The organism is Bacteroides pyogenes DSM 20611 = JCM 6294 (assembly GCF_000428105.1).
Classification (GTDB): domain Bacteria; phylum Bacteroidota; class Bacteroidia; order Bacteroidales; family Bacteroidaceae; genus Bacteroides; species Bacteroides pyogenes.
Map to the genome: position 1 here is coordinate 105,962 of NZ_ATZH01000008.1, position 19,983 is coordinate 125,944.

The window sequence follows — 19,983 nt, forward strand, 5'->3', positions numbered from 1 at the left end:
CTGATGGCGTATTTACACATGAATAGATAACAAAATAAAGAACGAAGCATATGAAAAGTTTTGCACCAAAGCCGTGGGTAGTACCACAGCCTGTGCTGATTATAGGCACATATAATAAGGATGGAGTTGCCAATGCAATGAACGCTGCCTGGGCAGGACAGTGGGACATGAAAGAGATTATGATCTCGATGGGAAATCACGTTACCACAGACAACCTAAAAAATGGCGGTGAGTTTACCGTTGCATTCGCTACCAAGAAAACCATGGTGGGTTCTGATTTCGTGGGTATTGTTTCTGCCAAGAACGATCCAAAAAAGATGGAGAAAACAGGATGGAACATCAAGAAGGCAACTATGGTTAACGCTCCCGTATTTACAGATTTTCCTATGACTTTGGAGTGTCGCATCAAGGAAAAGATTGACGAGTCGGAAGAGGGCTATTACATCGTGGCAGAGATAGTCAACATCCTTGTGGATGAGAACTATCTGGCAGAAGATGGCAAGCCCGACATGGAGAAGATGGAACTCATCGTGTTCGACCCGATACATCATGGTTACATCGAACTTGGCAAGACCATTGGAAAGGCATTCTCAGATGGCAAGGCTTTGAAATGATGACACTCAGATACATCTTCCATAGTGGTTTTCTGCTTGAAACGGCTCGGTGCATCCTGGTCTTTGACTACTGGATGGATCCTGCCGATGTCATGAGTGGCTACATGAATACATGTAAACATGTGTACGTGTTTTCAAGCCACTTCCATGAGGACCACTTCACGAAAGCAATCTTCAAATGGAAGAATAGCATCCCCAATATCACATACATCCTGTCAAAGGATATACTCAAACGCCGAAGAGCGCAGAAAGAGGATGCCGATGTATGGATGACCAAAGGAGCGGTATGGGAAGATGAGAACCTGAAAGTGTCAGCTACAGGCAGCAATGACAGTGGCGTGAGCTGGATTGTTGAAACAGAAGGTAAAACCATCTTTCATGCTGGTGACTTGTGTAACTGGTACGCACGCTTTCTTGTTGACGGCACGCCTGAAGGAGAGGTCTTCAGTGAAGAGTTTGGTCAATACATCAATCCTGTGGCAGAGGAAAAATGGTTCCTTGGTGAACTTAAAGACATCCGAAAGATTACCGACTCGTTTGACCTTGTGATGTTCCCTGTGGACGGACGCATCGGCAACGGTTATACGCTTGGAGGGCGTCAGTTTATCGAACGCCTCAAGGTTGGGATGTTCGTTCCAATGCACTTTGTCATGAGTGGGTTTGAGAGTGCTTGGCGCATGGAGCCTTTCTGCAAAGAAAAGGATGTCCCCTTTTGGTGCATCGGGCACGAAGGAGACAGCATAACAATATAATATTAACACATTAAATCGTTAAAACAATGGACGCAAAAGAAAAAGTATTAGCAACAATGAAAGAGGCAGGTCAGCCTCTCAACGCAGGTAAAATCGCAGAACTCAGCGGTCTCGACCGCAAAGAGGTAGATGCAGCCATGAAGCAGCTGAAGGCAGAGGGCGCAATCGTCTCTCCTGTTCGTTGCAAATGGGCACCTGCAGAGTAAAAACTTTAATGGCTTGGTACTGCGGTCTTGAATAACAGGCTGCAGTACCTTCCTTTCCTATCTGAACTTCTGTACCACCAATAGGATGATTACCCGACTGCAAAGGTATACCTTTGCTACGTTTTTTTTATAAAGTAACAAAACATTCGCCACATAGTAGCCATGCAAGATATTTGTTTGTCTTGTTATATGCGATTTTTTATGGAAATTTCATTGTTTTTCAAAAAAAATTCGTACCTTTGCACCGAAATGTCAGATACACATGAATACTGAACAAGTATGAGGTGACACAGAACAGGAAGAAATATATGGCATTACCAATAAACATCGACGAACTGCAGAAGGGGAAGACTATGGAATGGTCACTTCCTTACGACGGTGCCCGTACATCAGGCTTTTGTTGACGAGAAGGCTTATCTTGTCTCTATTGGCAAGGAACTGGATGAGGGTGGCAAGAAAGAAGGAAAGAAAGACAATGATTTCCCAAAATACTTCCCAAAAGAATCTATGGAAGAAATAACTGATAGACAGCGGATTATACTATCATTGGTGCAGAGTGATTGCACTTTAACTTCCCAAAAGATTTCCCAAAAGATTTCGGAAAAAGAACCTGTAACACAGAGAACGATAAAAAAAGATATTGCAGACCTGCAATCCAAAGGCATACTCTCTCGTGAAGGCGGTCGCAAGAATGGCCGATGGGTGATAACAAACAAAAATGACAACAAAAATCGTGAGTAGTGCAGAAATCAGAGTTATTGGCAACGCTTGACCCATTCTTAAGATAATGAAAGCATATACATATATAGATAAAGGCAGGTTTGAAGATTGACACCACACCGCTCATCACCCACCGTTTTCCGTTGGAGAGGATAGCTGAAGCCTATGAACTCTTTGAGCAGAAGCGAGATGGAGTTATCAAAGTGGCCATAACTCAATAACCAAATCAGACAAATGAAGATACATGAAATCATATTCAGCCCCACAGGTGGAACTCATCGAGTGGTCGAAATCCTACTCTTTCTGCTTCTTACCTTTTTCCTGGCTTATATCCAGACTACAGAGGCGAAAGGTCAATCCTCATGTTTTTCATATGGAGCAAGCATTATGAATGGGGATATATATTGCGGTCATCAGGAGGATAGTGCTTTTGCCATGCACAGCGTCATGAAATTTCCACAGGCTTTATACGTAGCAGACTACTTGCACAAGAAAGGACTGACACTGAGCGACTCTGTTCTTGTACACAAGGATAGTCTGGACGCTGAGACATGGTCGCCTATGCTTTCAATATTTGAAGGTATGCGTTATTTCACATTTGCAGAGTTAATAGAATGGTCATTGAAACAGAGCGACAATAATGCGTGCGACCTTTTGTTTGCATCATGCGGACAGCCGGATGCAGTAGAGAAATATATCCATACGCTTGGATTCAAAGACATCCATGTGCAACTGACGGAGAAGGAGATGAAAAAGAATCCTCATAGAGCCATAGAAAACTCAGCCACTCCAAAAGAAATGGCAAGGCTCTTGGAGTGGTTTTATCTTCATAGGGATGATAACAAGAATCTCTCCTTTATCTGGGATACAATGGCAGATTGTAATACTGGTAAGCAACGCATAGAAGCAGCCTTGCCCAAAGACGGCAAACTGATTCACAAGACAGGTTCTGGTTTTCCTTCTTCTGACGGAAGACAAGATAGAAACGATGTTGGGATCGTTCTGTTGCCCGACGGTTCTCACTTGTCTATTGCCATCTTCTTCCCAAAGTCAAAAGAGGAGAAAGAGGTGGCAGAGATTGCAGAACAATGTCTGATGCGCATCCAGGCGGATAATTTCCTTCTCAACATTCCGCCAGATCTACAACACAAACAGACATTGGCTATACTCAGAGCTATAGATGGAGATAACAAAGAGTTGACAGCTGTCCGCAATGCCCGGAATGCTCCACCCAAGTATTCTGACCATGTGGAAACAAAGATGATTACCCCAATCATGCGCCTTTATGAGCCCAAGGGAAGTCAAGACCAACACCTTCCAGTCTTGTTGTATCTGCATGGAGGTGGCTGGACTTTTGGCAGCATCAACAGTTGTGGAAGGTTCTGTGATGCCCTGGCTGCATCGGGCAAGATGAGAGTTATAGCTCCTGACTATCGTTTGGCTCCAGAGCACCCTTATCCTGAAGGACTGGACGATTGTATCTCTGCCGTGAATTACATCATCGACCATGCTGCAGAGCTGCATATTGATGTCAACCACATCACCATTGGCGGTGACAGTTCGGGAGGCAACCTTGCCCTGGCCACAGCTTTGTCAGAAACATGCCGCGGCAAAATAGAATCCTTGCTTCTGTTCTACCCTGTGACAAAGGCTTTTGACGATGGTTCGGAATCATGGAAGCAATATGGTAAAGGCTTTGGTTTGGATGCCGAAATCATGGAAGCTTTCAATCGGGCGTACACCATCAATGCAGACAACCGCTGTTCCTCCATCAGCGTAGGCCTGTGTAGTGATGAAGAGTTGAACATGCTTCCGAGAACCTTGCTCATAGCTGCAGAAAGGGATATTCTGCGCGATCAAGGATTGAATCTTGCAGAAAGAATGTGCGGAAAGATACAACGGATAGAATATAAAGGAGCCGTACATCTTTTCATCACAGTTCCCGGGCAGGATACGGCATTTGACAGAGCAGTCAAAGATGCCATTGGATTTATCTGTAACAAATAATAAAACAATTCTCTGTCACTGAAATGCGTTTCAACAATATTGTTACTTCTCCTTGTAAAGAACTTAACTGGGCATATATCAATTTTCTTCAGGTTGGAAAGCATATTGTTATGCCATCCTTCAATATCGAGGAAGACAATATAGCGTATCAGTATGTCAAAAATGCCTTTCCTGATTGTCATATACACCTGTTAGAAATGACGGAAATAGCAAAAGAAGGAGGAGCTTTGCATTGTATCAGTTGGAACATTCAAAGATGAGGACTGATTAAACCCAACAATAATGACCGCACCGAATATTGAATCATCCACACGAGAAGAGCGTTTGGATTATGTTCTGAATGAATGGAAATGCTTACACAACTGTGAGTTGTGCGGCAAATGCCATGTTCTTAAAGGCCGATGCGAAGAATTGCTCTATGCCGACTATATAGACGGCAAGCGGTCGTATATGGATATAACATTGGAAATAAGAAGCAACAGATGAGTCTATGACACTAGATACAACCTATAATAATAACACATTAAATCGTTAAAACAATGGACGCAAAAGAAAAAGTATTAGCAACAATGAAAGAGGCAGGTCAGCCTCTTAACGCAGGTAAAATCGCAGAACTCAGCGGTCTCGACCGCAAAGAGGTAGATGCAGCCATGAAGCAGCTGAAGGCAGAGGGCGCAATCGTCTCTCCTGTTCGTTGCAAATGGGCACCTGTAGAGTGATGGTACAGGACTCGACAACATATTATGTATGGATAGGCGGGTCATGTGACTACGGTCATAAAGAACCGACGCACGAAGCAAGATCAGAATCCCAAGCTCGCTTGGGTTATGCCTTGCAAGAAGGAGGAAGACGAAGTCAACGTGCTGGTGGTACATGACATGGCAACATAAGCATCAAGGAAATAGCAAGGATATGCGAGACATATCATCTTAACAATCAATAGTATTATGGCCGAGGACAACCGTACATATATAGCCATCGACCTGAAATCGTTCTTCGCTTCCGTGGAATGCGTAGAGCGAGGTCTCGATCCGCTCACAACCAATCTTGTTGTGGCAGACGTGAGCAGGACAGAGAAGACCATCTGTCTGGCCGTTTCCCCTTCCCTCAAAGCCTACGGCATTGGAGGAAGGGCACGACTGTTTGAGGTTATGCAGCGGTTGCGTGAAGTTAACCGACGAAGGAGCGAGCGGAGAGCCGAGCTTGCTCGGGCTATCCCGAGCGAGGAGGAGGAAGACGCAGTCAACAATGAGCGAAGGTACAAGAGCCCTTTCTGTCGCCTGACTGGAAAGTCGTGGAAGGACGAGGAACTCAAAGTTCACGAAGATTGGGAAGTTGACTACATTGCTGCCCCTCCTCGCATGGCCAAATACATTGAATACAGCACACGTATCTATCAGATATACCTGAAATACGTCGCTCCAGAGGATATTCACGTGTATTCCATCGACGAGGTCTTTATGGACGTGACGGCTTACCTTGACACATACAGGATGACGGCCCATGAACTTGCCATGACCATGATACGTGATGTACTGAAGAATACCGGGATAACGGCTACTGCCGGCATCGGCACAAACCTTTACCTCTGCAAGATAGCCATGGACATCATGGCAAAGAAGGCTCCTGCTGACAAGGACGGTGTGCGCATTGCGGAACTCAATGAGATGAGTTACCGGGAACAGCTGTGGGACTATACCCCAATCACCAAGTTCTGGCGTGTGGGCAAAGGCATAGCAGAAAAACTTGCTCAATATGGTATGTACACCATGGGCGATGTGGCTCTCTGTTCCGTAGAGCGTGAGGGACTGCTTTACAAGCTCTTTGGTGTAAATGCGGAACTCCTTATCGACCATGCCTGGGGATGGGAACCTGTCACGATGGACTATGTGAAAGCCTATCGACCTGAGACCAATTCGCTGAGCAGCGGACAGGTGCTTACAGAGCCCTACACATTCCATAAAGCAAGGGTCGTTGCCCAGGAGATGGCGGATGCCGTTGCTCTCGACCTTGTGAGCAAACGGCTCGTTACAGACCAACTGGTGCTGACAGTAGGCTATGACATCGAGTCTTTGACGAACCCAGACATTCGTGACAGCTACCATGGCGATGTCACGACAGACCATTATGGCCGTCAAGTACCAAAGCAGGCTCATGGAACCGCCAACTTGGACAAGCACACTTCATCTACCAGACAGATTATGAAGGCTGTAGCATCCCTCTACGACCGGATTGTCAACCCCAACCTGCTGATACGTCGCCTAACACTAACAACCAACCATGTCATCAGTGAAGAGAGTGCCAGAACAACGAGCTCCACTCCCATACAGTTAGACCTGTTCACCGACTATGAAGCATTGGAGGCACAACATAAAGCCGAGGAAGAGGCACAGGCTAAGGAGCGAAGGATGCAGGAGACACTGCTGAGTATCAAGAGCAAGTTCGGCAAGAACTCCATACTTCGGGGACTAAACCTTGAAGAAGGGGCTACAGCCATAGAACGCAATAAACAGATAGGAGGACACAAAGCCTAATGGATAAATACGCCCATATCATTGACTTGCCCCACCATGTATCAAAGGTCAGGCCACAAATGACCATGTATCAGCGTGCAGCTCAGTTCGCTCCCTTTGCGGCTCTAACAGGGCATAGTGCAGCCATCAGTGAAACGGCAAGACTGACAGACAAGGCGATAGAACTCGCTGAGAATGAGTGCGAAGTGCTCAACCAGAAAATCACATTACTTTTAGCGCACCTCGACGAACATCCGTATGTCCGCATTACATACTTTGTTCCTGACTTGCAGAAGGAAGGTGGCAAATATGAGACACATTCGGGTCTCATCAAGTCCTGGGATGAGTACGAACAAAAGATTACCTTCGACGACAACACGCAAATCAAGGCAAATGAAATCATTGACATAAAAGGGGAATTGTTCGATAACAGAGCATTTTGAATGTTCATCACCGATTGAAGTGTAGCCACATAATGCACCTGTAGAAGCATCCAATAAGGCTGCCACTACAATTCTTAGTCATTACATGTAGAACTATGACTATCTATCCCGTCTGAAATCATTGCGCTCGTCCCCATGCCACCATGCTCCTAAGAAAGCGAACAGCACGCGGAAGACAACGACAATGACAACAATATCAAATATCTCATTCATAAGCGTTCTAATATAAGTTTGTAACAGAAATACCCATCTCTCTTGCCTTTCTTATGGTGTAATAAGTTCCTCCTCTTTCCCTACCATCATAATAGGCAATAATCTGTGCTGCATTGCATACCATAAACTCATCCCTGTCAAGGAAACACCTCGGATAATAATGTTCCGACAATACAATCACCTCGTCTGCTTTTTCTATAAGTTCATCGTAACACCTCCTGTCATGTGTTTTGAACCTGCCAGCCTGTCCTCTGAAAGGTATTGCGGCGATGAGCACCATTCCTGGGTGAGAGAGCTTCAGAGACTGTACGGTCTGAGCTGCCATAAGGTCTATGCCTGTGGCAAATCCCGAAATGAAGTTTCGGATGCCATTGTCGTATGCTACGACAATGGCTCGTGACAGACGTTGCCTGATAATCTCTTTTCGTGAGAAGTCATAGTAACGATGTCCTGTGAAGGCTGCTGATTTAGCCCTGTCAAATGAGTTGTTGTTTCTTTTTTTCATTGCTGTACATATTTATATGATGTCTTGCCGAGGAATATGCCATCTGTAACATGCGCCCCGACCTGTTCTAATTGATTACTATAAGCACAAAAGGAAGAGCCGGTTGTCACCACATCGTCCCAAATGCAGACTATCTTATTCTTGAAGAAATCTGCATCCACCTCAATGTTCATACCCTCCTGTAATCTCTTCATGCGTAATTCTTTCTTTATTTTTGTTCCATGAACGGCAGTACGTTCCCCTCTTACTCTTACATGTGAAAAACCATCAATGGCACCCGATAGCCTGCATACAAGTTCGGAGAAATACTTGTTGCGAGCCTCGTTTCGTTCCTGGCTGCTTGCAGGAATACAAGAGAAGACTACCTTGCCTATCTTGCGTCCATACTTCTTCACCAACATCTTTGCAACACATTTGGCTACTTCTGCATGGTTGTGACCATCCTTGAAGTCATAGATGATTTGTCTGTCAAAAACAGCATCAAACCCAATGTTTTTTATTCTTGCAGGATAGTAACGTAAGAAACTGCTTAGGTTCTTGTCTTCTTGTCCTTTGATGTAAACCTTGACCATGTTCATTGTTCTTCTGATTTTTATTTCCCTCTCGTTAAATCCTTTCGGACTGTGATTGGGAAGATTTTCTGCATTCAGAAGTGCGGTCAAGGCAATCAGACAAGTCTGCCGTGAAGAATACTCTTTTTCTGTTAAAAAGGAAGATTGTCCACGAAGCACGACTTGCCATTTGCATTGAACAGTGGTAACTTCGCAGAAAATTCTCCCTAATCACCCGTCCGACAGGAAGTAAAGAGCATCTTTACGTGAACCCTACATGATAGGACTTGCCAAGATAGTAAAAGAGGATGTACTGCTTTTCGCTCTTTGTTAGTCATTCGGGGTCGTATAAGTTTAGATACCACTCATTGATGTTCCACACCTCAATGTCATAATTCGTCTCATAGCCTTGGGTCTGGTAGGCAATTTCAAGTTCCTTACGGAGTATGCGTCTTGCTTCTGCTTTCAGCACACGTTTTGAGGTTTGTTCTATCTCGTCCTTGTCGAAGAACTCTTCCAACTCTATGCGATGGTTCTTCACAATGGCATTCACTGCCGCCCATTTGCTTGTGAAAACGCCTGCACACTTTCGATGGTTCATGCTATGCCATGCACGGTTTCATAAACTACAAATATTTGTCTCATAATACTTTGTGATTATTAGGAATAGGCAGCGTTGTAGCCACCTATCCCTAAAGTGAATTACTATCCAATCTCTGAAATGATGAAGTCAATATGACCAGCAAAGATGTCATCTGCCTTAATCTCATGCTCATTGCCTCGGTCGTTCTTCTCATCACCAATGAAAGTGATGTCTCCGTCTTTATCCATTCTGACAGCAAGGATAACCACGTCACAAGGCTCATCATAGTCGTATGCGGCTACGATGGGACATTCTCCCTCAAAGTGCCACTCATAGCCATCATCCACCTTTTCACCATGAAGTCGAAGTGCAGTTGCAAGTTCTTCCTGCTCTCTGTTTTTCACTTCCTGCACACTGTCATAGATGGTAAAGTCTTTGAGCCTTGCGTGACGTGATGCATGCATAAACTCTCCGTTGGGTTGGCTGATGCTGTAATCATGGAATTGCACCGGCACAAAGTCAATGGGGGCTGCCATCCATGAAATGTTGTTAAGCGAATAATCATGCTCTGTCAAGAACTGCTCGATGTCCTCGTTTATCATGTGGTCGGGAACATTCAAAACTTCGATGCGAACATTTGCGCTGTCCATTACGATAATCTTCATAATCTGATATGTTTAAGGGTTATACATTAGTCTTTGTCATAGAGCCGTGAGAGGAATGCTTGCAGTTCTGCGTCCTCAATCTCTGCAAGGGTGCAGGGCTTGAAATCCTTGTCCTGCTCAATCCTCAAAGTGCCAAGTCCGTACTCGCTTGCATCATAGGTGATACTTTCCATTTCGGTTACAGACTGGTAGCCGTACTCCGTCTCTTGCAGTCCAGTAACGATGCCATAGAGCGTAAAGTCATTGCCTTCCTGCTGTCCTTCCATGATGTACCAGCGGATATTGCCAAGGTAAAACACAGCAATGCAGAGAGCATCCTTATGCTTGCCATCCTGTGAATAAAGAGGATAGTCTGCCAATCTCTTCTGCAACTCAGATGTTATCAAGCGGTTAGTCTTTGTTGCACACTCCTGGGTTCTTGCAGTGCTCGAACCTTGTTCGGCTCTGCTGTCATTGTTCTTTTGCATGTTCAAATCTGTTTTCATATCTCTAAGATTTTTTCTCCCTTTCGTTAAGTCCTTTCGGACAGGATTGGGAAGATTTTTCTGCTTTCAGAAGTGCGTACAAGACAATCATGCAAGTCTGACGTGAAGAATACTCTTTTTTGTAGAAAAAGGAAGATTGTTCACAAGGCACGACTTGCAAACTTGTTGAAGGACGCTATAACTTCGCAGAAAAATATTCCCGAAATCCTACGGACGACATGGAGGAACATTATAACTCAGAAAAGAAACCATAGTATCGCCAGAAAGGAAATCGGTTAAAACTGTATCGGGTGGGCTAATTCCAAATCATCTTGCTGTCAGTGGTGACAAAAGTGAAGTGTCATCAATACAAAGAGCCCACTTCAGAAAGAATGGAGTGTTTAGTTCCATCCTTACGGAAGTGGGCATGGATTGATGACTTTTCACGTCACCACCTTTTGAGGAGTGTCTTCTGTTCATAGTCGTTAGATCTTGAATGGAAGACTCTCACCAAAATTGCAACATGGTTTGGGATTGGTGTGGGGCGAAGCATTATAACAGCTGGGTGGGAATGTCCTTGCAGACACCAACAGCCAGTGCAACAATAATGAACTCTTCGTCTATCTCTGATGACGGAATGTTCATGTCGTACCTTTGATAGAGTGGCTTCCTGCCCATAGTCGATACACTCGACCATGGAGCAAGGAAGTCTCTCCATCAAACTGTTAGTGTTTGCGGACATCGGTGTGGGCGAAGGTTAAGCTAAAGAAAGAATTATACGTTATAGCAGGGAAAGAAGTATATTGAAACGAGGACAGCCATCTTTTTATAAGTTGTAAGAAGGGAGGGACAATGAAAGAATGCAGCTGTGAGCAAGAGCATCTTCTCGACGAATGGACATGCAGTATAGGCAAACTGATTAAGTGGGTAACGCTTGCGTCCCACCTACTCAGTTTGTTAGATACCGCATGTCGTTTCGTGATGCTCCTTCCTGCTGAGTGACCTGGCTTTACGTCATGCTCCGCTGACATAAATGAAAGGTCTTTCAGGTGGAACTCCAGTTGCTTCCTTCATGGTGTGGGGCGAAGCTGTAAAACATGTGGGTGGGAATGTCCTTGCAGACACCAACAGCCAGTGCGACAATAATGAACTCTTCGTCTATCTTTGATGACGGAATGTTCATGTCGTACCTTTGATAGAGAGGCTTCCTGCCCATAGTCGATACGCTCGACCATGGAGCAAAGGAAGTCTCTCCATCAAACTGTTAGTGTTTGCGGACATCGGTGTGGGCGAAGGTTAAGCTAAAGAAAGGATTATACGTTATAGCAGGGAAAGAAGCATGTTGAAACGAGGACAACCATCTTTATATAAGTTGAAAGAAGGGAGGGTCAATGAAGAATGTAGCTGTGAGCAAGAGCATCTTCTCGACGAATGGACATGCAGTATAGGCAAACTGATTAAGTGGGTAACGCTTGCGTCCCACCTACTCAGTTTGTTAGATACCGCATGTCGTTTCGTGATGCTCCTTCCTGCTGAGTGACCTGGCTTTACATCATGCTCCGCTGACATAAACGAAAGGTCTCTCAGGTGGAACTCCAGTTGCATCCTTCATGGTGTGGGGCGAAGCTGTATCTTGGTAAATGAAAATACTCTGGAAAAAGGATAACTCATCGTTTTCGACGAGATAAGGATTATAAAGGTCTTACAAAGAAGATTATACAGTTGTGTACATGTATTCACGTCCACATGAATACAACAACACAAAAGAATGATTGCCACCACCAGAACTGGAAAATCTGATAGTGGCAATCTTCATTATTTTAATAAACAAAGGAATAGTTCACGTTGAAACATACATCAGACACCTTCATGGTGGTAATGACCATAGACCTATCCTCGGTGGTGAAACAGTATTGGTAGGAAGTTTCATCGGATGCAGATACGAGAGTGTAGTGTTTCTTCAGATAGTCTATTATCAGACGGCTGTTGGAGATAAGTTCCGTATCAATGACTGAATACAGGGTGCTGTCGCTTCGCAAGAAACTATAGAGAATAGCCTCGTTGCCATTACCCGTCTTATATGCCAACTGAAAACTATCAGCGGTCTTGTTCTCTGCCTCGAAATGGTAACGCATCATTGTACCACTCATGTAAGTTGTTACTTCATCCAAGGACGCACCTTTGATGTGATACGGCTCAACCCATACTTTGAGCTCGGATGATGGTTTTTCAGTTTCTTCGATAATGTCATTATCACCACAAGAGGTAAACACTGTTGCCACCAACAATGATAGGATGGCGGTTAGGAAATACTTTTTCATTGTCTTTTTATTTTATTGTTTACTAATATTTTGAACTATGTTCTCACATCCACACATATATATGTATTCATGTCTATATGTATTCATGTCCACATGTGTACACGTCCACACATATACATGGCTACTTATCCACATGGCTACATCACCTCATGAATTTCTTTCGACCTGATTTTCTTCACCTTTCCATGCTTGGACTCATAAGCCTCTATACCTTGTTTCATGACATATTCCATAAAGGAACGGATAGTAAACCCTTCTTTGTGGGCAATGGCTTGCACCTTGTCCACAAGGGCTTTTGAGCATATAAAGGAGAAGTGTCGCCAAGAGTCATCAGACTGTTCCTTGGTTGTTGCTTTCGTAGATGGTGCTGGAGCATCATTCTCTGGTAAAGGAGCAGCCGGCTCTTCATACCTGTCCTGCGGCTTGATGGCAGCATTTCCCAAGATATTGCCAAGCAGGATGTCCATATTCTTCTTTCCCATTGTCTTTATTGATTACGTGAAATAATCTCCTCCGTCAACGCAAGGTAGTCTTTGGCTCCATTGGAGTTAGGGTCGTACTCGAAGATGCTTTTTCCGCTTCCTGCCGACTCGGCGAGGGCTATGTTCTCACGGATTCGGGTCTTCATGGTGATACTTTCGTAGCGAGACTTTACGGCTTGCTCAACTACCTTGTTCAGTTTTCGATGGTTGAAGCGGGCTATGAACACACCTCCCAGGCGAAGAGAGGGCTTCACTCTTTGGAGGTTGGTTACAAAAGCATCAAGCATCCTCATTCCTTTGAGCGGAAGCAGCTCAGGAGTCATGGGCACGATGATTTCATCGGCTGCAAGAAAGGCATTCGTGGTGACGATGCCCAATGAAGGTGGGCAGTCGATGAGGATGTAGTCATAGTCATGCCTGATTGGGTCAAGAAGCCTACTAAGCAGCTGTTCTCTTGCCAGGAGATTAGTCAGGGCAATCTCCGCACTCGCCATTTCAAGTGAAGATGGCACAAGGTCGAGATTGTCCCTGATATGCTTCACTGGCAATGGTGCTCCATCTACGAGAGCATCAAAGATGCTGGTCTCAACGTCATCTTCGTTAGGGATGAAATACAAGGTGAGATTAGCCTGTCCATCGAGGTCGATGAGCAGGACTTTCTTTCCCATTTGCGCCATGCAAGCCCCGATAGAGGCTGTGGAAGTGGTCTTTGATACCCCTCCTTTGTGATTGGCGAACGTAATGATTTTCTGTTTCATACTTATTTGTATATATGTATCAATGTTTACATGTACTCATGTACACATGAAATGAAAAGATGCATGATTATCGATGCATAGCCATAAGGCAGTCATTAAGATCATTGTAATCTCTATAGCGATATGACTCATCAATAACCTTACTGCCGTAAACATTCATAATTGACTTTGTGGCATTCTTGCCTGCGTCATCATTATCAAGATAACAGTGAATGGCCTTATATTTTTCCAAAAGAGGAATGAGTATTTTGATTTCACCAACTCCGTTGAGTACAAAGTAGTCAAATGAGCCATTGATGGAAATGCCGTTGAATTGAATTTCTGCTTGCATCGTAAGAAAAGAAAGCAAATCAAAGAATCCCTCAAAAACGCAGCATTGCTGTGGAGATGATCCGTCTGCATAAATTACAGAGATACTCTTCTTTCCAATACAACGCTTGCAGAATACATTGCGTGCTTCCATACCATTAGCTACATTCTTGAATGCAATGGCATAGTATCTTCTGCCCCGAAAAGTATAGTGAACCTCTTTACAGAATTGTTGAGCGATTCTATAACTGATACGTCTCTTGAAAATATAATCGGTTAAAGCTGGATGCGTCAGAGGTACAATCATTTCCACAAATGTCTCTTGGTTTAAGTTATCAGAAAATTCCTTTCTTTTTCCTTCTAACCATTGACGTTTGTTTTCCTCTTCTCTTAGCACAGCGTTATAATCTTTACTGTATAGCAGTTTCTTTTCTTCAATTTGCCTTTGAAGAAATGAAAGAACTTGATGTTCAGACCACGCAGGATGCAGACGTTCAACAAGGTTGATGAGATTTCCGCCAATGCCGCTTCCAAAATCATACCATAGGTTTTCTTTGATATTAACAGCAAATGAAGGGCTATTTTCTGGGCGGAGTGGGGAGCAATAGAAAATACTCTTGCCTTTTCTGACACCATCCCCATAATTATTCTCTTTCATCCATTGGTAAATACTTACAGATTTAATTTCTTCAATAGTCATGTTACATTGAGTATAAGTAATTGTACACGTGATTGCAGGTGTATGCGCGCGCGTATGTAATATATATACCTGTTAAACTTAAACCTAAACTTTCTTGCTTTCTTCAGTGCTTGGATTCACAAAACCCTCTGATTTATAAATATATGCATTATCTTGCTTCACAATAATACCTTTGCCTGAAAGAAGTTTAAGTAAGTCCTTGATTCCATTTGTTCCACGCTTATAACCTGCGTCCTCATATGCACGTGAGACCATTTCAACCAAATCACTGTATCGTGTAGGAGAGTTGTTCTTGAAAGCCTTGCTCAATATCTCCTGATGTACTTCGTTATCCAGGCTCACAAGAGACTTCTCCCTGCGTTTTACAACAGTCACAGAAATGCCATTGTCAAGAACAGGTAACTTGTTGTCATCAATATGGAATGCAAAGGTGCTGAACTCTTTATCTCTCATGTGCATAGGTCTAACCTCACTGATACTGTTATTTTGTAGGTTCTTACTGATAATCAGTACTGTTTCTGCCTTATTTTCAAGCTCAGTACCTATATGTCCACGTGGATTGTTATCGTTCTTGTTTAAGTGGAGTACAGTATGGATATGAAGGTCATACACACTTGTCCATGCCATGAGAACGGTCATCACATCCGTGGCTTCTTTACCATTGTTTATGTCATACATCAGATCTCTGAGTCCATCGATGATTACAAGACCGACCTCTTGGTGCTTTCTCAAAGCATAATCAATGAGAGCGATACGAAGTTTCGGCGTGTATTCACGCAACCCCCAAAACAGAAGGCGTGGGTCATCCTTCTTGACAGAAAGCCCTGACAGTTTATAGATTCGCTCCAGAACATTATGGCAATGATATTTGCTCTGTTCCGTATCGAAATAGAGAATCTTCCGTTTCCCCTCAGGAAGGCACGCCCGGTAGTTAAGCACTGTAGTATTTGTAACTGCAGCTGCTACCATTGCAGAGATGTTGAATGTCTTTTTACTTTTTGCCTTACCTGTTGAAGCACTGAAATTTCCAAACGTGGCAATGGTACAGTCTCCAACGAAGAGAATTTTGGGAGGTATTGTAACCTTGTCTGTTGCTTTGATTTCACCTTTTGATAGATAGGACTCCAACTCTTCATCACTGAAATCGTCCTTCTCTAACATTGAAACTTCCAGTGACTTATGTTCAAGATTCGATTTCTGAACTAATTGCACTGGTTTATCTTCTCTTTTTTCCATCTTGATTTTGCTTTTTTTTATTTGTCTCAATGTCCTTTACGGATATTGCACACCTGTCAAGCAACTCCACCAAACGAGAGTCTGGAAGGTTGGTACCATCAATGCTGTTCTTCTTTGACCGCTTCTTCATCTTTACTTGATTCTATTGATTCCATGTTTACGGACAGGTTGGATAACTCTTGGTCGTTTACCTTGTTTCTCTTAATCCACGCTATTAGCTCTTTCTTCTCAAAGAAAATCATTTTACCACGTGGCTTAAAATGAGGTATTTCACCACTACAAGTGAGCTTGTAAAGAAGACTTTTGGATATGTCAAGGTATTGGCACACATCCTTCATGTTAAGGATTTCCTTTGTGGTGTAAATCGCATCTTCTAACGATTTCAACTTTTCGTTCACCACACCTGGATCCACAGTCTTCAACTCTTTTATTTGCATTTCCAAGAATTCTATTCGTCTTGAAAGTTGCTCGATGTCTTTTTTCGCCATTTCTTTAATTGTTTTGAGTGATACAATAGAGGGAGCCACCCTCGTTGTGAATCGATTCGGATGCAAAGGTATATTGATAGTGATGCTTTATGGGATTATGTTACTATATAGGAGGAGTTATATAGTAAATATATAGCCACTTTCGTTTCATGTGGTTGGATTCCTATGTCTTTTCATCACTTATTTGCATCTGAATATATCATACTAATAGAAAACTGTAATATAATAAGGGTATATATTACTTTATGACATCAGTGCGAATAGGCTGCACCATGATTGTATAACTTTGCACTAATTTGCCCAAATATGCATGAGAAAAGAAAGAAAACATTATTATACAGTACTATGGCATACGTTTGTGTGGCATGTATTATTCTTAATATAAACTTAACACAAAAAGAAAATGAAGCAGTTAAAAAACAACTTCGTTCTCTCTCTTTTTGTGTCCATGCTATCCAAGCTGTACAAAGAAAGAAGAGAAAGAGTTGCCTGAGAATGAACTTTGGCAACTCTATCGTGCTGCTTATGAGCAGTACCAGTGTGAAATCCTCAAAGGAGAGAAGAACTACTCTCGTTTTGTGAATGATTTCTTTGCATACCATCTTCCTACATCGTGTACACGTGAAAAGCAAATGCGACTTCATGTGATGCACGTCTTTAGCATCAAGGAACTCCTTGAAGAACGTCGAGACCTTGTCAATTTCTTCTTTTCAAAAGGAAGTTTTGATGAGGAAGACTATCATCAGATGGAGCATCTGTTTAACACTGGCAGCAGCATCGAATCAGAAAGAGAGAGTCTTGCCAATTTCTCAGAGAAGCAGATCAGTCTCATCACGGATTTTGTCAACACTACAAAACTCTTCAGACAGGATGTCTCAGAGAATGACATGGCAAATCTATTCAAATGCAAACTGCACGCACCATTGCAAGCAAATGTCAATAGACATGTCGCACTATTCTTCGGTGCTCTTAGGCAATATGGCTTATTGCCTTTCTCATGGCAGATGATTATTGAGGAGAACAGGCTGATTTCTTCATCAGCCAATAACCAGCCACTTCGTGCCAGTCATCTCAGATGCGGGTTGTCACAGGCAAAGAATGTCAAACTCGCAAAGGAAAAGTCTTCCTTGAACAAGATGGAAGATATTGGCTTTGAAGCCACATGCAATGCTTTTGTAAAGAAGTTGAAAGAAAGTATCTAAGATGCAAGAAAGATAAGCAAATATGATATGTTCAGCGATATAACAACTATATTCCAGTACCTATATAGTTGATATTATTATTCTTATGATTCTGAGGGGCTACCTTTGCAATCGAATCGATTTAGATACGGAGGTAGCCTCTCCATTTACGTAATCATAAGCACATAGACAATGAACAATAATACAGAAATAATATTCTCGGATAAAACGGTCACTTACGACCAGTTTGTCACAGATCTTGCAACAAGGATTGCATTGAAGATACATCAAGTAGAAAAAGGTCAGCTTGAAATCAGCCAGGCCAAAGCGTTCAAGATGTTTGGTAGGGCAGATGTTGAACGGTGGATTAGGAATGGTAAGTTAAAGCCGTGTAGGGTGTCACCAGGCAAGAAACGCTACAGGTTGATAGATCTACAGAAACTCGCAAACATTCAGCAGAATTACATTCTGTAGCCAGGTTCGAGAAGTACATTAAAAAACTCAGATGCAGCACAATACTGTATCTGAGTTTTTTTGTATAAGTATCAGTTAAAAGAGAAAACTGTTTTATGGAATCAGACGTTGATACATCTGAGTCAAGTTTTTATCAACATTGGTTATCTTGAACTGAACTCGAGCATTGTGAATATTCTTAGGTAGGATAGTCACAAGTTTGTCCATTACCTGATCAACATTAGAAAAGCCTGTATCTTCTATAGCACAAACCTGTTTACCCATAACAAAGGCTTCAGCACGGACATAGTTGTACTTTGATATTTTCTCAAATGACTTATCCTCTTTTTCGATGTACTTTGACTCGTGATCAGTGAAGAACACAAAATCGATTACCTTTTCGTTAAGAATCCACGCAGGAGTGAAATCTATCTTGACATATACTTTTGCCATTCTGTTGATAGAATGGTTGAGTCCAAAATCAACATCATTCATTGTTGCTCCACATTCGTTCTGGGCTATGGTTGCCCAACTATGTCTAAAGGCATAGAGCGATGCTCTGTAACCTGGCTCTACCTTTTCCCAAATCTGCTTAATGCCCGTATTGACGTTTGCACAGAAAGAATCAGATGTTGCTAAACGATCGTGGAAGTTAAACAACCATGGGGAACGTTCATCTTTTGTGAGATACTTCTCAAATGTTGGTTTCAAGAATGCTGGTACACGAACTTCAAAGTAACCTCTGTCAGAACGTGTCGACCTCGTCTTCTGTCGTTCGTAGTGAAAGATGTTCCCATCGTACTGATCCTTCTTCGCATTAAAGATGTCCACAGCATTTAAGCCGCACATACAGAATGAAATCAATGCCACATCCTGACCAACTTCCATTAGTGGGTGAGTGAATTTACTTCTATCTGGAACGACATTGAAGAATGCACGCAATTTGCTTGCAGGAATGGCACGCTTCTCGGGCACATCACTTCTTGGGATAGTGACATTACTCCAAGGATTCTTCAGTTTAAGTATTCCTCGTTCTTCGTCATTGAATTCTCTTCTGGCAGCTTTGTACACCTCCCTCATACATACTGGATATTGTTCCTTGCTTCGAGTTGTGGTGGAAAGGGATTCTATCCATCGGTTAAGGAAAGCAGAAGTAAGACGTGAAAACATGATATTGTCTGTCCCTGCGAATCTTTCCATATGTTGCAGAGACCACTTATAGTTACGTGAAGTGCGTTCCTGTCCTCTTTTAATCAATTTCTCGATATGCGCTCTTGCGTAATCAGAGAAAGAAAGGTCTTTTCCATAGTCGGTCACATAAGTGAGTACTTCGTTTGCTGACCACGTAGAAGCATCAACTTGATTAAGCATATTATAAAACTTTTCTATCAAGATTGAAGTTTGCTGTATTACGAAGGGATCAATGATGTCTTTCTTATCATCACTTAATCCCTTATCGTTTACCATCCATGATGTTCTAACGTAAGCGAACTGTCTGTTTTGAGTAATACGGATATATACATTGTACATTCCGTTTCTTGTCCTTGACTTTACAATTGCTTTTAATGTTGCCATGCTGAAAATTGTTATTTGGGGTTATTCAAATTGTGATAAAATACCTGTTTGCAGAGTTCTAAAATCTGGGAAACACCGAGATTTTTTTGGGAAACATCCGGTGTTTTTTGGGAAACAAATGAATGGCTTGGGAAACACGCTCCTGATTTTTGGGAAACATTTGCCCTGATTTTGGCCTCTTATTCTGCATTTGGAACAGGCAGAATATGCACAAAAAACTAAGGGCAAGTACCTGTTTCCCAGA

25 protein-coding genes and 1 pseudogene are annotated in these 19,983 nt (G+C 42.8%); 13 read left to right on the forward strand and 13 right to left on the reverse strand.

Annotated elements, in window-relative coordinates; translation table 11 throughout:
• Window positions 1–50 precede the first annotated feature (50 nt).
• The 11 genes and pseudogenes from C234_RS0101390 to C234_RS0101440 all read left to right on the forward strand — a co-directional run bounded on the left by C234_RS0101390 (window position 51) and on the right by C234_RS0101440 (window position 7,255).
• The gene (locus tag C234_RS0101390) at window positions 51–614 is read left to right on the forward strand and encodes a flavin reductase family protein (protein WP_027324293.1); all 564 of its coding nucleotides are present in this window, start codon (window positions 51–53) and stop codon (window positions 612–614) included.
• A complete protein-coding gene (locus tag C234_RS0101395; protein ID WP_027324294.1) occupies window positions 614–1,366 on the forward strand; it encodes an MBL fold metallo-hydrolase in 753 nt (250 codons plus the stop codon). Before C234_RS0101390 ends, C234_RS0101395 begins: the two co-directional genes overlap by 1 nt.
• A gap of 26 nt (window positions 1,367–1,392) precedes the next feature.
• A complete protein-coding gene (locus C234_RS0101400) occupies window positions 1,393–1,572 on the forward strand; it encodes a transcriptional regulator (RefSeq protein ID WP_005816310.1) in 180 nt (59 codons plus the stop codon).
• 378 nt (window positions 1,573–1,950) lie between these two features.
• Window positions 1,951–2,313, forward strand: coding sequence for an HTH domain-containing protein (locus tag C234_RS0101405; protein ID WP_027324295.1), 363 nt, complete (start codon window positions 1,951–1,953; stop codon window positions 2,311–2,313).
• Window positions 2,314–2,396: 83 nt separating this feature from the next.
• Window positions 2,397–2,513: pseudogene (locus C234_RS17930) on the forward strand (alcohol dehydrogenase); the annotation flags it as partial.
• A gap of 13 nt (window positions 2,514–2,526) precedes the next feature.
• Window positions 2,527–4,299 (forward strand): alpha/beta hydrolase fold domain-containing protein, encoded by a 1,773-nt coding sequence (locus C234_RS16680; protein WP_052001842.1) that lies wholly within the window; start codon window positions 2,527–2,529, stop codon window positions 4,297–4,299.
• On the forward strand, window positions 4,299–4,559 hold the full coding sequence (locus C234_RS0101420) for an agmatine deiminase family protein (RefSeq protein WP_282705523.1): 261 nt from the start codon (window positions 4,299–4,301) through the stop codon (window positions 4,557–4,559). Before C234_RS16680 ends, C234_RS0101420 begins: the two co-directional genes overlap by 1 nt.
• Before the next feature lie 22 nt (window positions 4,560–4,581).
• Window positions 4,582–4,785 (forward strand): hypothetical protein, encoded by a 204-nt coding sequence (locus C234_RS17725; RefSeq protein ID WP_034540482.1) that lies wholly within the window; start codon window positions 4,582–4,584, stop codon window positions 4,783–4,785.
• A 53-nt stretch (window positions 4,786–4,838) separates the two neighbouring features.
• A complete protein-coding gene (locus C234_RS0101425; RefSeq protein WP_027324297.1) occupies window positions 4,839–5,018 on the forward strand; it encodes a transcriptional regulator in 180 nt (59 codons plus the stop codon).
• A 228-nt stretch (window positions 5,019–5,246) separates the two neighbouring features.
• Window positions 5,247–6,833 (forward strand): Y-family DNA polymerase, encoded by a 1,587-nt coding sequence (locus C234_RS0101435; RefSeq protein ID WP_027324298.1) that lies wholly within the window; start codon window positions 5,247–5,249, stop codon window positions 6,831–6,833.
• 59 nt (window positions 6,834–6,892) lie between these two features.
• Window positions 6,893–7,255: a YolD-like family protein gene (locus C234_RS0101440; protein ID WP_248596467.1), complete on the forward strand. Its 363-nt coding sequence runs from the start codon at window positions 6,893–6,895 to the stop codon at window positions 7,253–7,255.
• A 220-nt stretch (window positions 7,256–7,475) separates the two neighbouring features.
• Here C234_RS0101440 and C234_RS0101445 read toward each other — a convergent pair whose 3' ends face one another.
• The 12 genes from C234_RS0101445 to C234_RS15680 all read right to left on the reverse strand — a co-directional run bounded on the left by C234_RS0101445 (window position 7,476) and on the right by C234_RS15680 (window position 16,530).
• On the reverse strand, window positions 7,476–7,973 hold the full coding sequence (locus tag C234_RS0101445) for an SLOG family protein (protein WP_027324300.1): 498 nt from the start codon (window positions 7,971–7,973) through the stop codon (window positions 7,476–7,478).
• Window positions 7,970–8,551 (reverse strand): type I phosphoribosyltransferase, encoded by a 582-nt coding sequence (locus C234_RS0101450; protein ID WP_027324301.1) that lies wholly within the window; start codon window positions 8,549–8,551, stop codon window positions 7,970–7,972. Before C234_RS0101450 ends, C234_RS0101445 begins: the two co-directional genes overlap by 4 nt.
• A gap of 307 nt (window positions 8,552–8,858) precedes the next feature.
• Window positions 8,859–9,125: a hypothetical protein gene (locus C234_RS0101455; protein WP_027324302.1), complete on the reverse strand. Its 267-nt coding sequence runs from the start codon at window positions 9,123–9,125 to the stop codon at window positions 8,859–8,861.
• A gap of 104 nt (window positions 9,126–9,229) precedes the next feature.
• Window positions 9,230–9,772, reverse strand: coding sequence for a hypothetical protein (locus C234_RS0101460; protein WP_027324303.1), 543 nt, complete (start codon window positions 9,770–9,772; stop codon window positions 9,230–9,232).
• A 26-nt stretch (window positions 9,773–9,798) separates the two neighbouring features.
• The gene (locus C234_RS0101465) at window positions 9,799–10,257 is read right to left on the reverse strand and encodes a DUF2958 domain-containing protein (RefSeq protein WP_235394646.1); all 459 of its coding nucleotides are present in this window, start codon (window positions 10,255–10,257) and stop codon (window positions 9,799–9,801) included.
• A 1,024-nt stretch (window positions 10,258–11,281) separates the two neighbouring features.
• Window positions 11,282–11,452 carry a hypothetical protein gene (locus tag C234_RS17300; RefSeq protein WP_154656388.1) on the reverse strand — a complete coding sequence of 57 codons (171 nt, stop codon included), beginning with the start codon at window positions 11,450–11,452 and terminating at the stop codon, window positions 11,282–11,284.
• 604 nt (window positions 11,453–12,056) lie between these two features.
• The gene (locus C234_RS0101480) at window positions 12,057–12,407 is read right to left on the reverse strand and encodes a hypothetical protein (RefSeq protein ID WP_248596468.1); all 351 of its coding nucleotides are present in this window, start codon (window positions 12,405–12,407) and stop codon (window positions 12,057–12,059) included.
• Window positions 12,408–12,694: 287 nt separating this feature from the next.
• A complete protein-coding gene (locus C234_RS0101485; RefSeq protein WP_027324306.1) occupies window positions 12,695–13,039 on the reverse strand; it encodes a hypothetical protein in 345 nt (114 codons plus the stop codon).
• 5 nt (window positions 13,040–13,044) lie between these two features.
• Window positions 13,045–13,797 carry a ParA family protein gene (locus C234_RS0101490; protein ID WP_027324307.1) on the reverse strand — a complete coding sequence of 251 codons (753 nt, stop codon included), beginning with the start codon at window positions 13,795–13,797 and terminating at the stop codon, window positions 13,045–13,047.
• A 67-nt stretch (window positions 13,798–13,864) separates the two neighbouring features.
• A complete protein-coding gene (locus tag C234_RS15670; RefSeq protein WP_027324308.1) occupies window positions 13,865–14,806 on the reverse strand; it encodes a toprim domain-containing protein in 942 nt (313 codons plus the stop codon).
• Window positions 14,807–14,890: 84 nt separating this feature from the next.
• Window positions 14,891–15,967, reverse strand: coding sequence for an AAA family ATPase (locus C234_RS15675; RefSeq protein WP_051290117.1), 1,077 nt, complete (start codon window positions 15,965–15,967; stop codon window positions 14,891–14,893).
• 173 nt (window positions 15,968–16,140) lie between these two features.
• Entirely contained in the window at window positions 16,141–16,530 is a 390-nt protein-coding gene (locus C234_RS15680) for a helix-turn-helix domain-containing protein (protein WP_052001927.1), read from the reverse strand.
• Window positions 16,531–17,015: 485 nt separating this feature from the next.
• Here C234_RS15680 and C234_RS0101515 point away from each other — a divergent pair, with 485 nt between their 5' ends.
• Window positions 17,016–17,732 (forward strand): hypothetical protein, encoded by a 717-nt coding sequence (locus tag C234_RS0101515; RefSeq protein ID WP_152532471.1) that lies wholly within the window; start codon window positions 17,016–17,018, stop codon window positions 17,730–17,732.
• Between the two features lie 171 nt (window positions 17,733–17,903).
• Window positions 17,904–18,185 carry a MerR family transcriptional regulator gene (locus C234_RS0101520; RefSeq protein ID WP_027324311.1) on the forward strand — a complete coding sequence of 94 codons (282 nt, stop codon included), beginning with the start codon at window positions 17,904–17,906 and terminating at the stop codon, window positions 18,183–18,185.
• A gap of 93 nt (window positions 18,186–18,278) precedes the next feature.
• On the opposite strand, the gene C234_RS0101525 is transcribed toward C234_RS0101520, so the two are convergent.
• The gene (locus tag C234_RS0101525) at window positions 18,279–19,739 is read right to left on the reverse strand and encodes a tyrosine-type recombinase/integrase (RefSeq protein WP_027324312.1); all 1,461 of its coding nucleotides are present in this window, start codon (window positions 19,737–19,739) and stop codon (window positions 18,279–18,281) included.
• Window positions 19,740–19,983: the final 244 nt, after the last annotated feature.

Bases quoted from the DNA above. Each gene is read 5' to 3' on its own strand.
- C234_RS0101390 (WP_027324293.1), top strand. From the start codon at position 51: ATGAAAAGTTTTGCACCAAAGCCGTGGGTAGTACCACAGCCTGTGCTG.
- C234_RS0101395 (WP_027324294.1), top strand. From the start codon at position 614: ATGACACTCAGATACATCTTCCATAGTGGTTTTCTGCTTGAAACGGCT.
- C234_RS0101400 (WP_005816310.1), top strand. From the start codon at position 1,393: ATGGACGCAAAAGAAAAAGTATTAGCAACAATGAAAGAGGCAGGTCAG.
- C234_RS16680 (WP_052001842.1), top strand. From the start codon at position 2,527: ATGAAGATACATGAAATCATATTCAGCCCCACAGGTGGAACTCATCGA.
- C234_RS17725 (WP_034540482.1), top strand. From the start codon at position 4,582: ATGACCGCACCGAATATTGAATCATCCACACGAGAAGAGCGTTTGGAT.
- C234_RS0101425 (WP_027324297.1), top strand. From the start codon at position 4,839: ATGGACGCAAAAGAAAAAGTATTAGCAACAATGAAAGAGGCAGGTCAG.
- C234_RS0101435 (WP_027324298.1), top strand. From the start codon at position 5,247: ATGGCCGAGGACAACCGTACATATATAGCCATCGACCTGAAATCGTTC.
- C234_RS0101440 (WP_248596467.1), top strand. From the start codon at position 6,893: ATGACCATGTATCAGCGTGCAGCTCAGTTCGCTCCCTTTGCGGCTCTA.
- C234_RS0101445 (WP_027324300.1), bottom strand. From the start codon at position 7,973: ATGAAAAAAAGAAACAACAACTCATTTGACAGGGCTAAATCAGCAGCC.
- C234_RS0101450 (WP_027324301.1), bottom strand. From the start codon at position 8,551: ATGAACATGGTCAAGGTTTACATCAAAGGACAAGAAGACAAGAACCTA.
- C234_RS0101455 (WP_027324302.1), bottom strand. From the start codon at position 9,125: ATGAACCATCGAAAGTGTGCAGGCGTTTTCACAAGCAAATGGGCGGCA.
- C234_RS0101460 (WP_027324303.1), bottom strand. From the start codon at position 9,772: ATGAAGATTATCGTAATGGACAGCGCAAATGTTCGCATCGAAGTTTTG.
- C234_RS0101465 (WP_235394646.1), bottom strand. From the start codon at position 10,257: ATGAAAACAGATTTGAACATGCAAAAGAACAATGACAGCAGAGCCGAA.
- C234_RS17300 (WP_154656388.1), bottom strand. From the start codon at position 11,452: ATGGGCAGGAAGCCTCTCTATCAAAGGTACGACATGAACATTCCGTCA.
- C234_RS0101485 (WP_027324306.1), bottom strand. From the start codon at position 13,039: ATGGGAAAGAAGAATATGGACATCCTGCTTGGCAATATCTTGGGAAAT.
- C234_RS0101490 (WP_027324307.1), bottom strand. From the start codon at position 13,797: ATGAAACAGAAAATCATTACGTTCGCCAATCACAAAGGAGGGGTATCA.
- C234_RS15670 (WP_027324308.1), bottom strand. From the start codon at position 14,806: ATGACTATTGAAGAAATTAAATCTGTAAGTATTTACCAATGGATGAAA.
- C234_RS15675 (WP_051290117.1), bottom strand. From the start codon at position 15,967: ATGTTAGAGAAGGACGATTTCAGTGATGAAGAGTTGGAGTCCTATCTA.
- C234_RS15680 (WP_052001927.1), bottom strand. From the start codon at position 16,530: ATGGCGAAAAAAGACATCGAGCAACTTTCAAGACGAATAGAATTCTTG.
- C234_RS0101520 (WP_027324311.1), top strand. From the start codon at position 17,904: ATGAACAATAATACAGAAATAATATTCTCGGATAAAACGGTCACTTAC.
- C234_RS0101525 (WP_027324312.1), bottom strand. From the start codon at position 19,739: ATGGCAACATTAAAAGCAATTGTAAAGTCAAGGACAAGAAACGGAATG.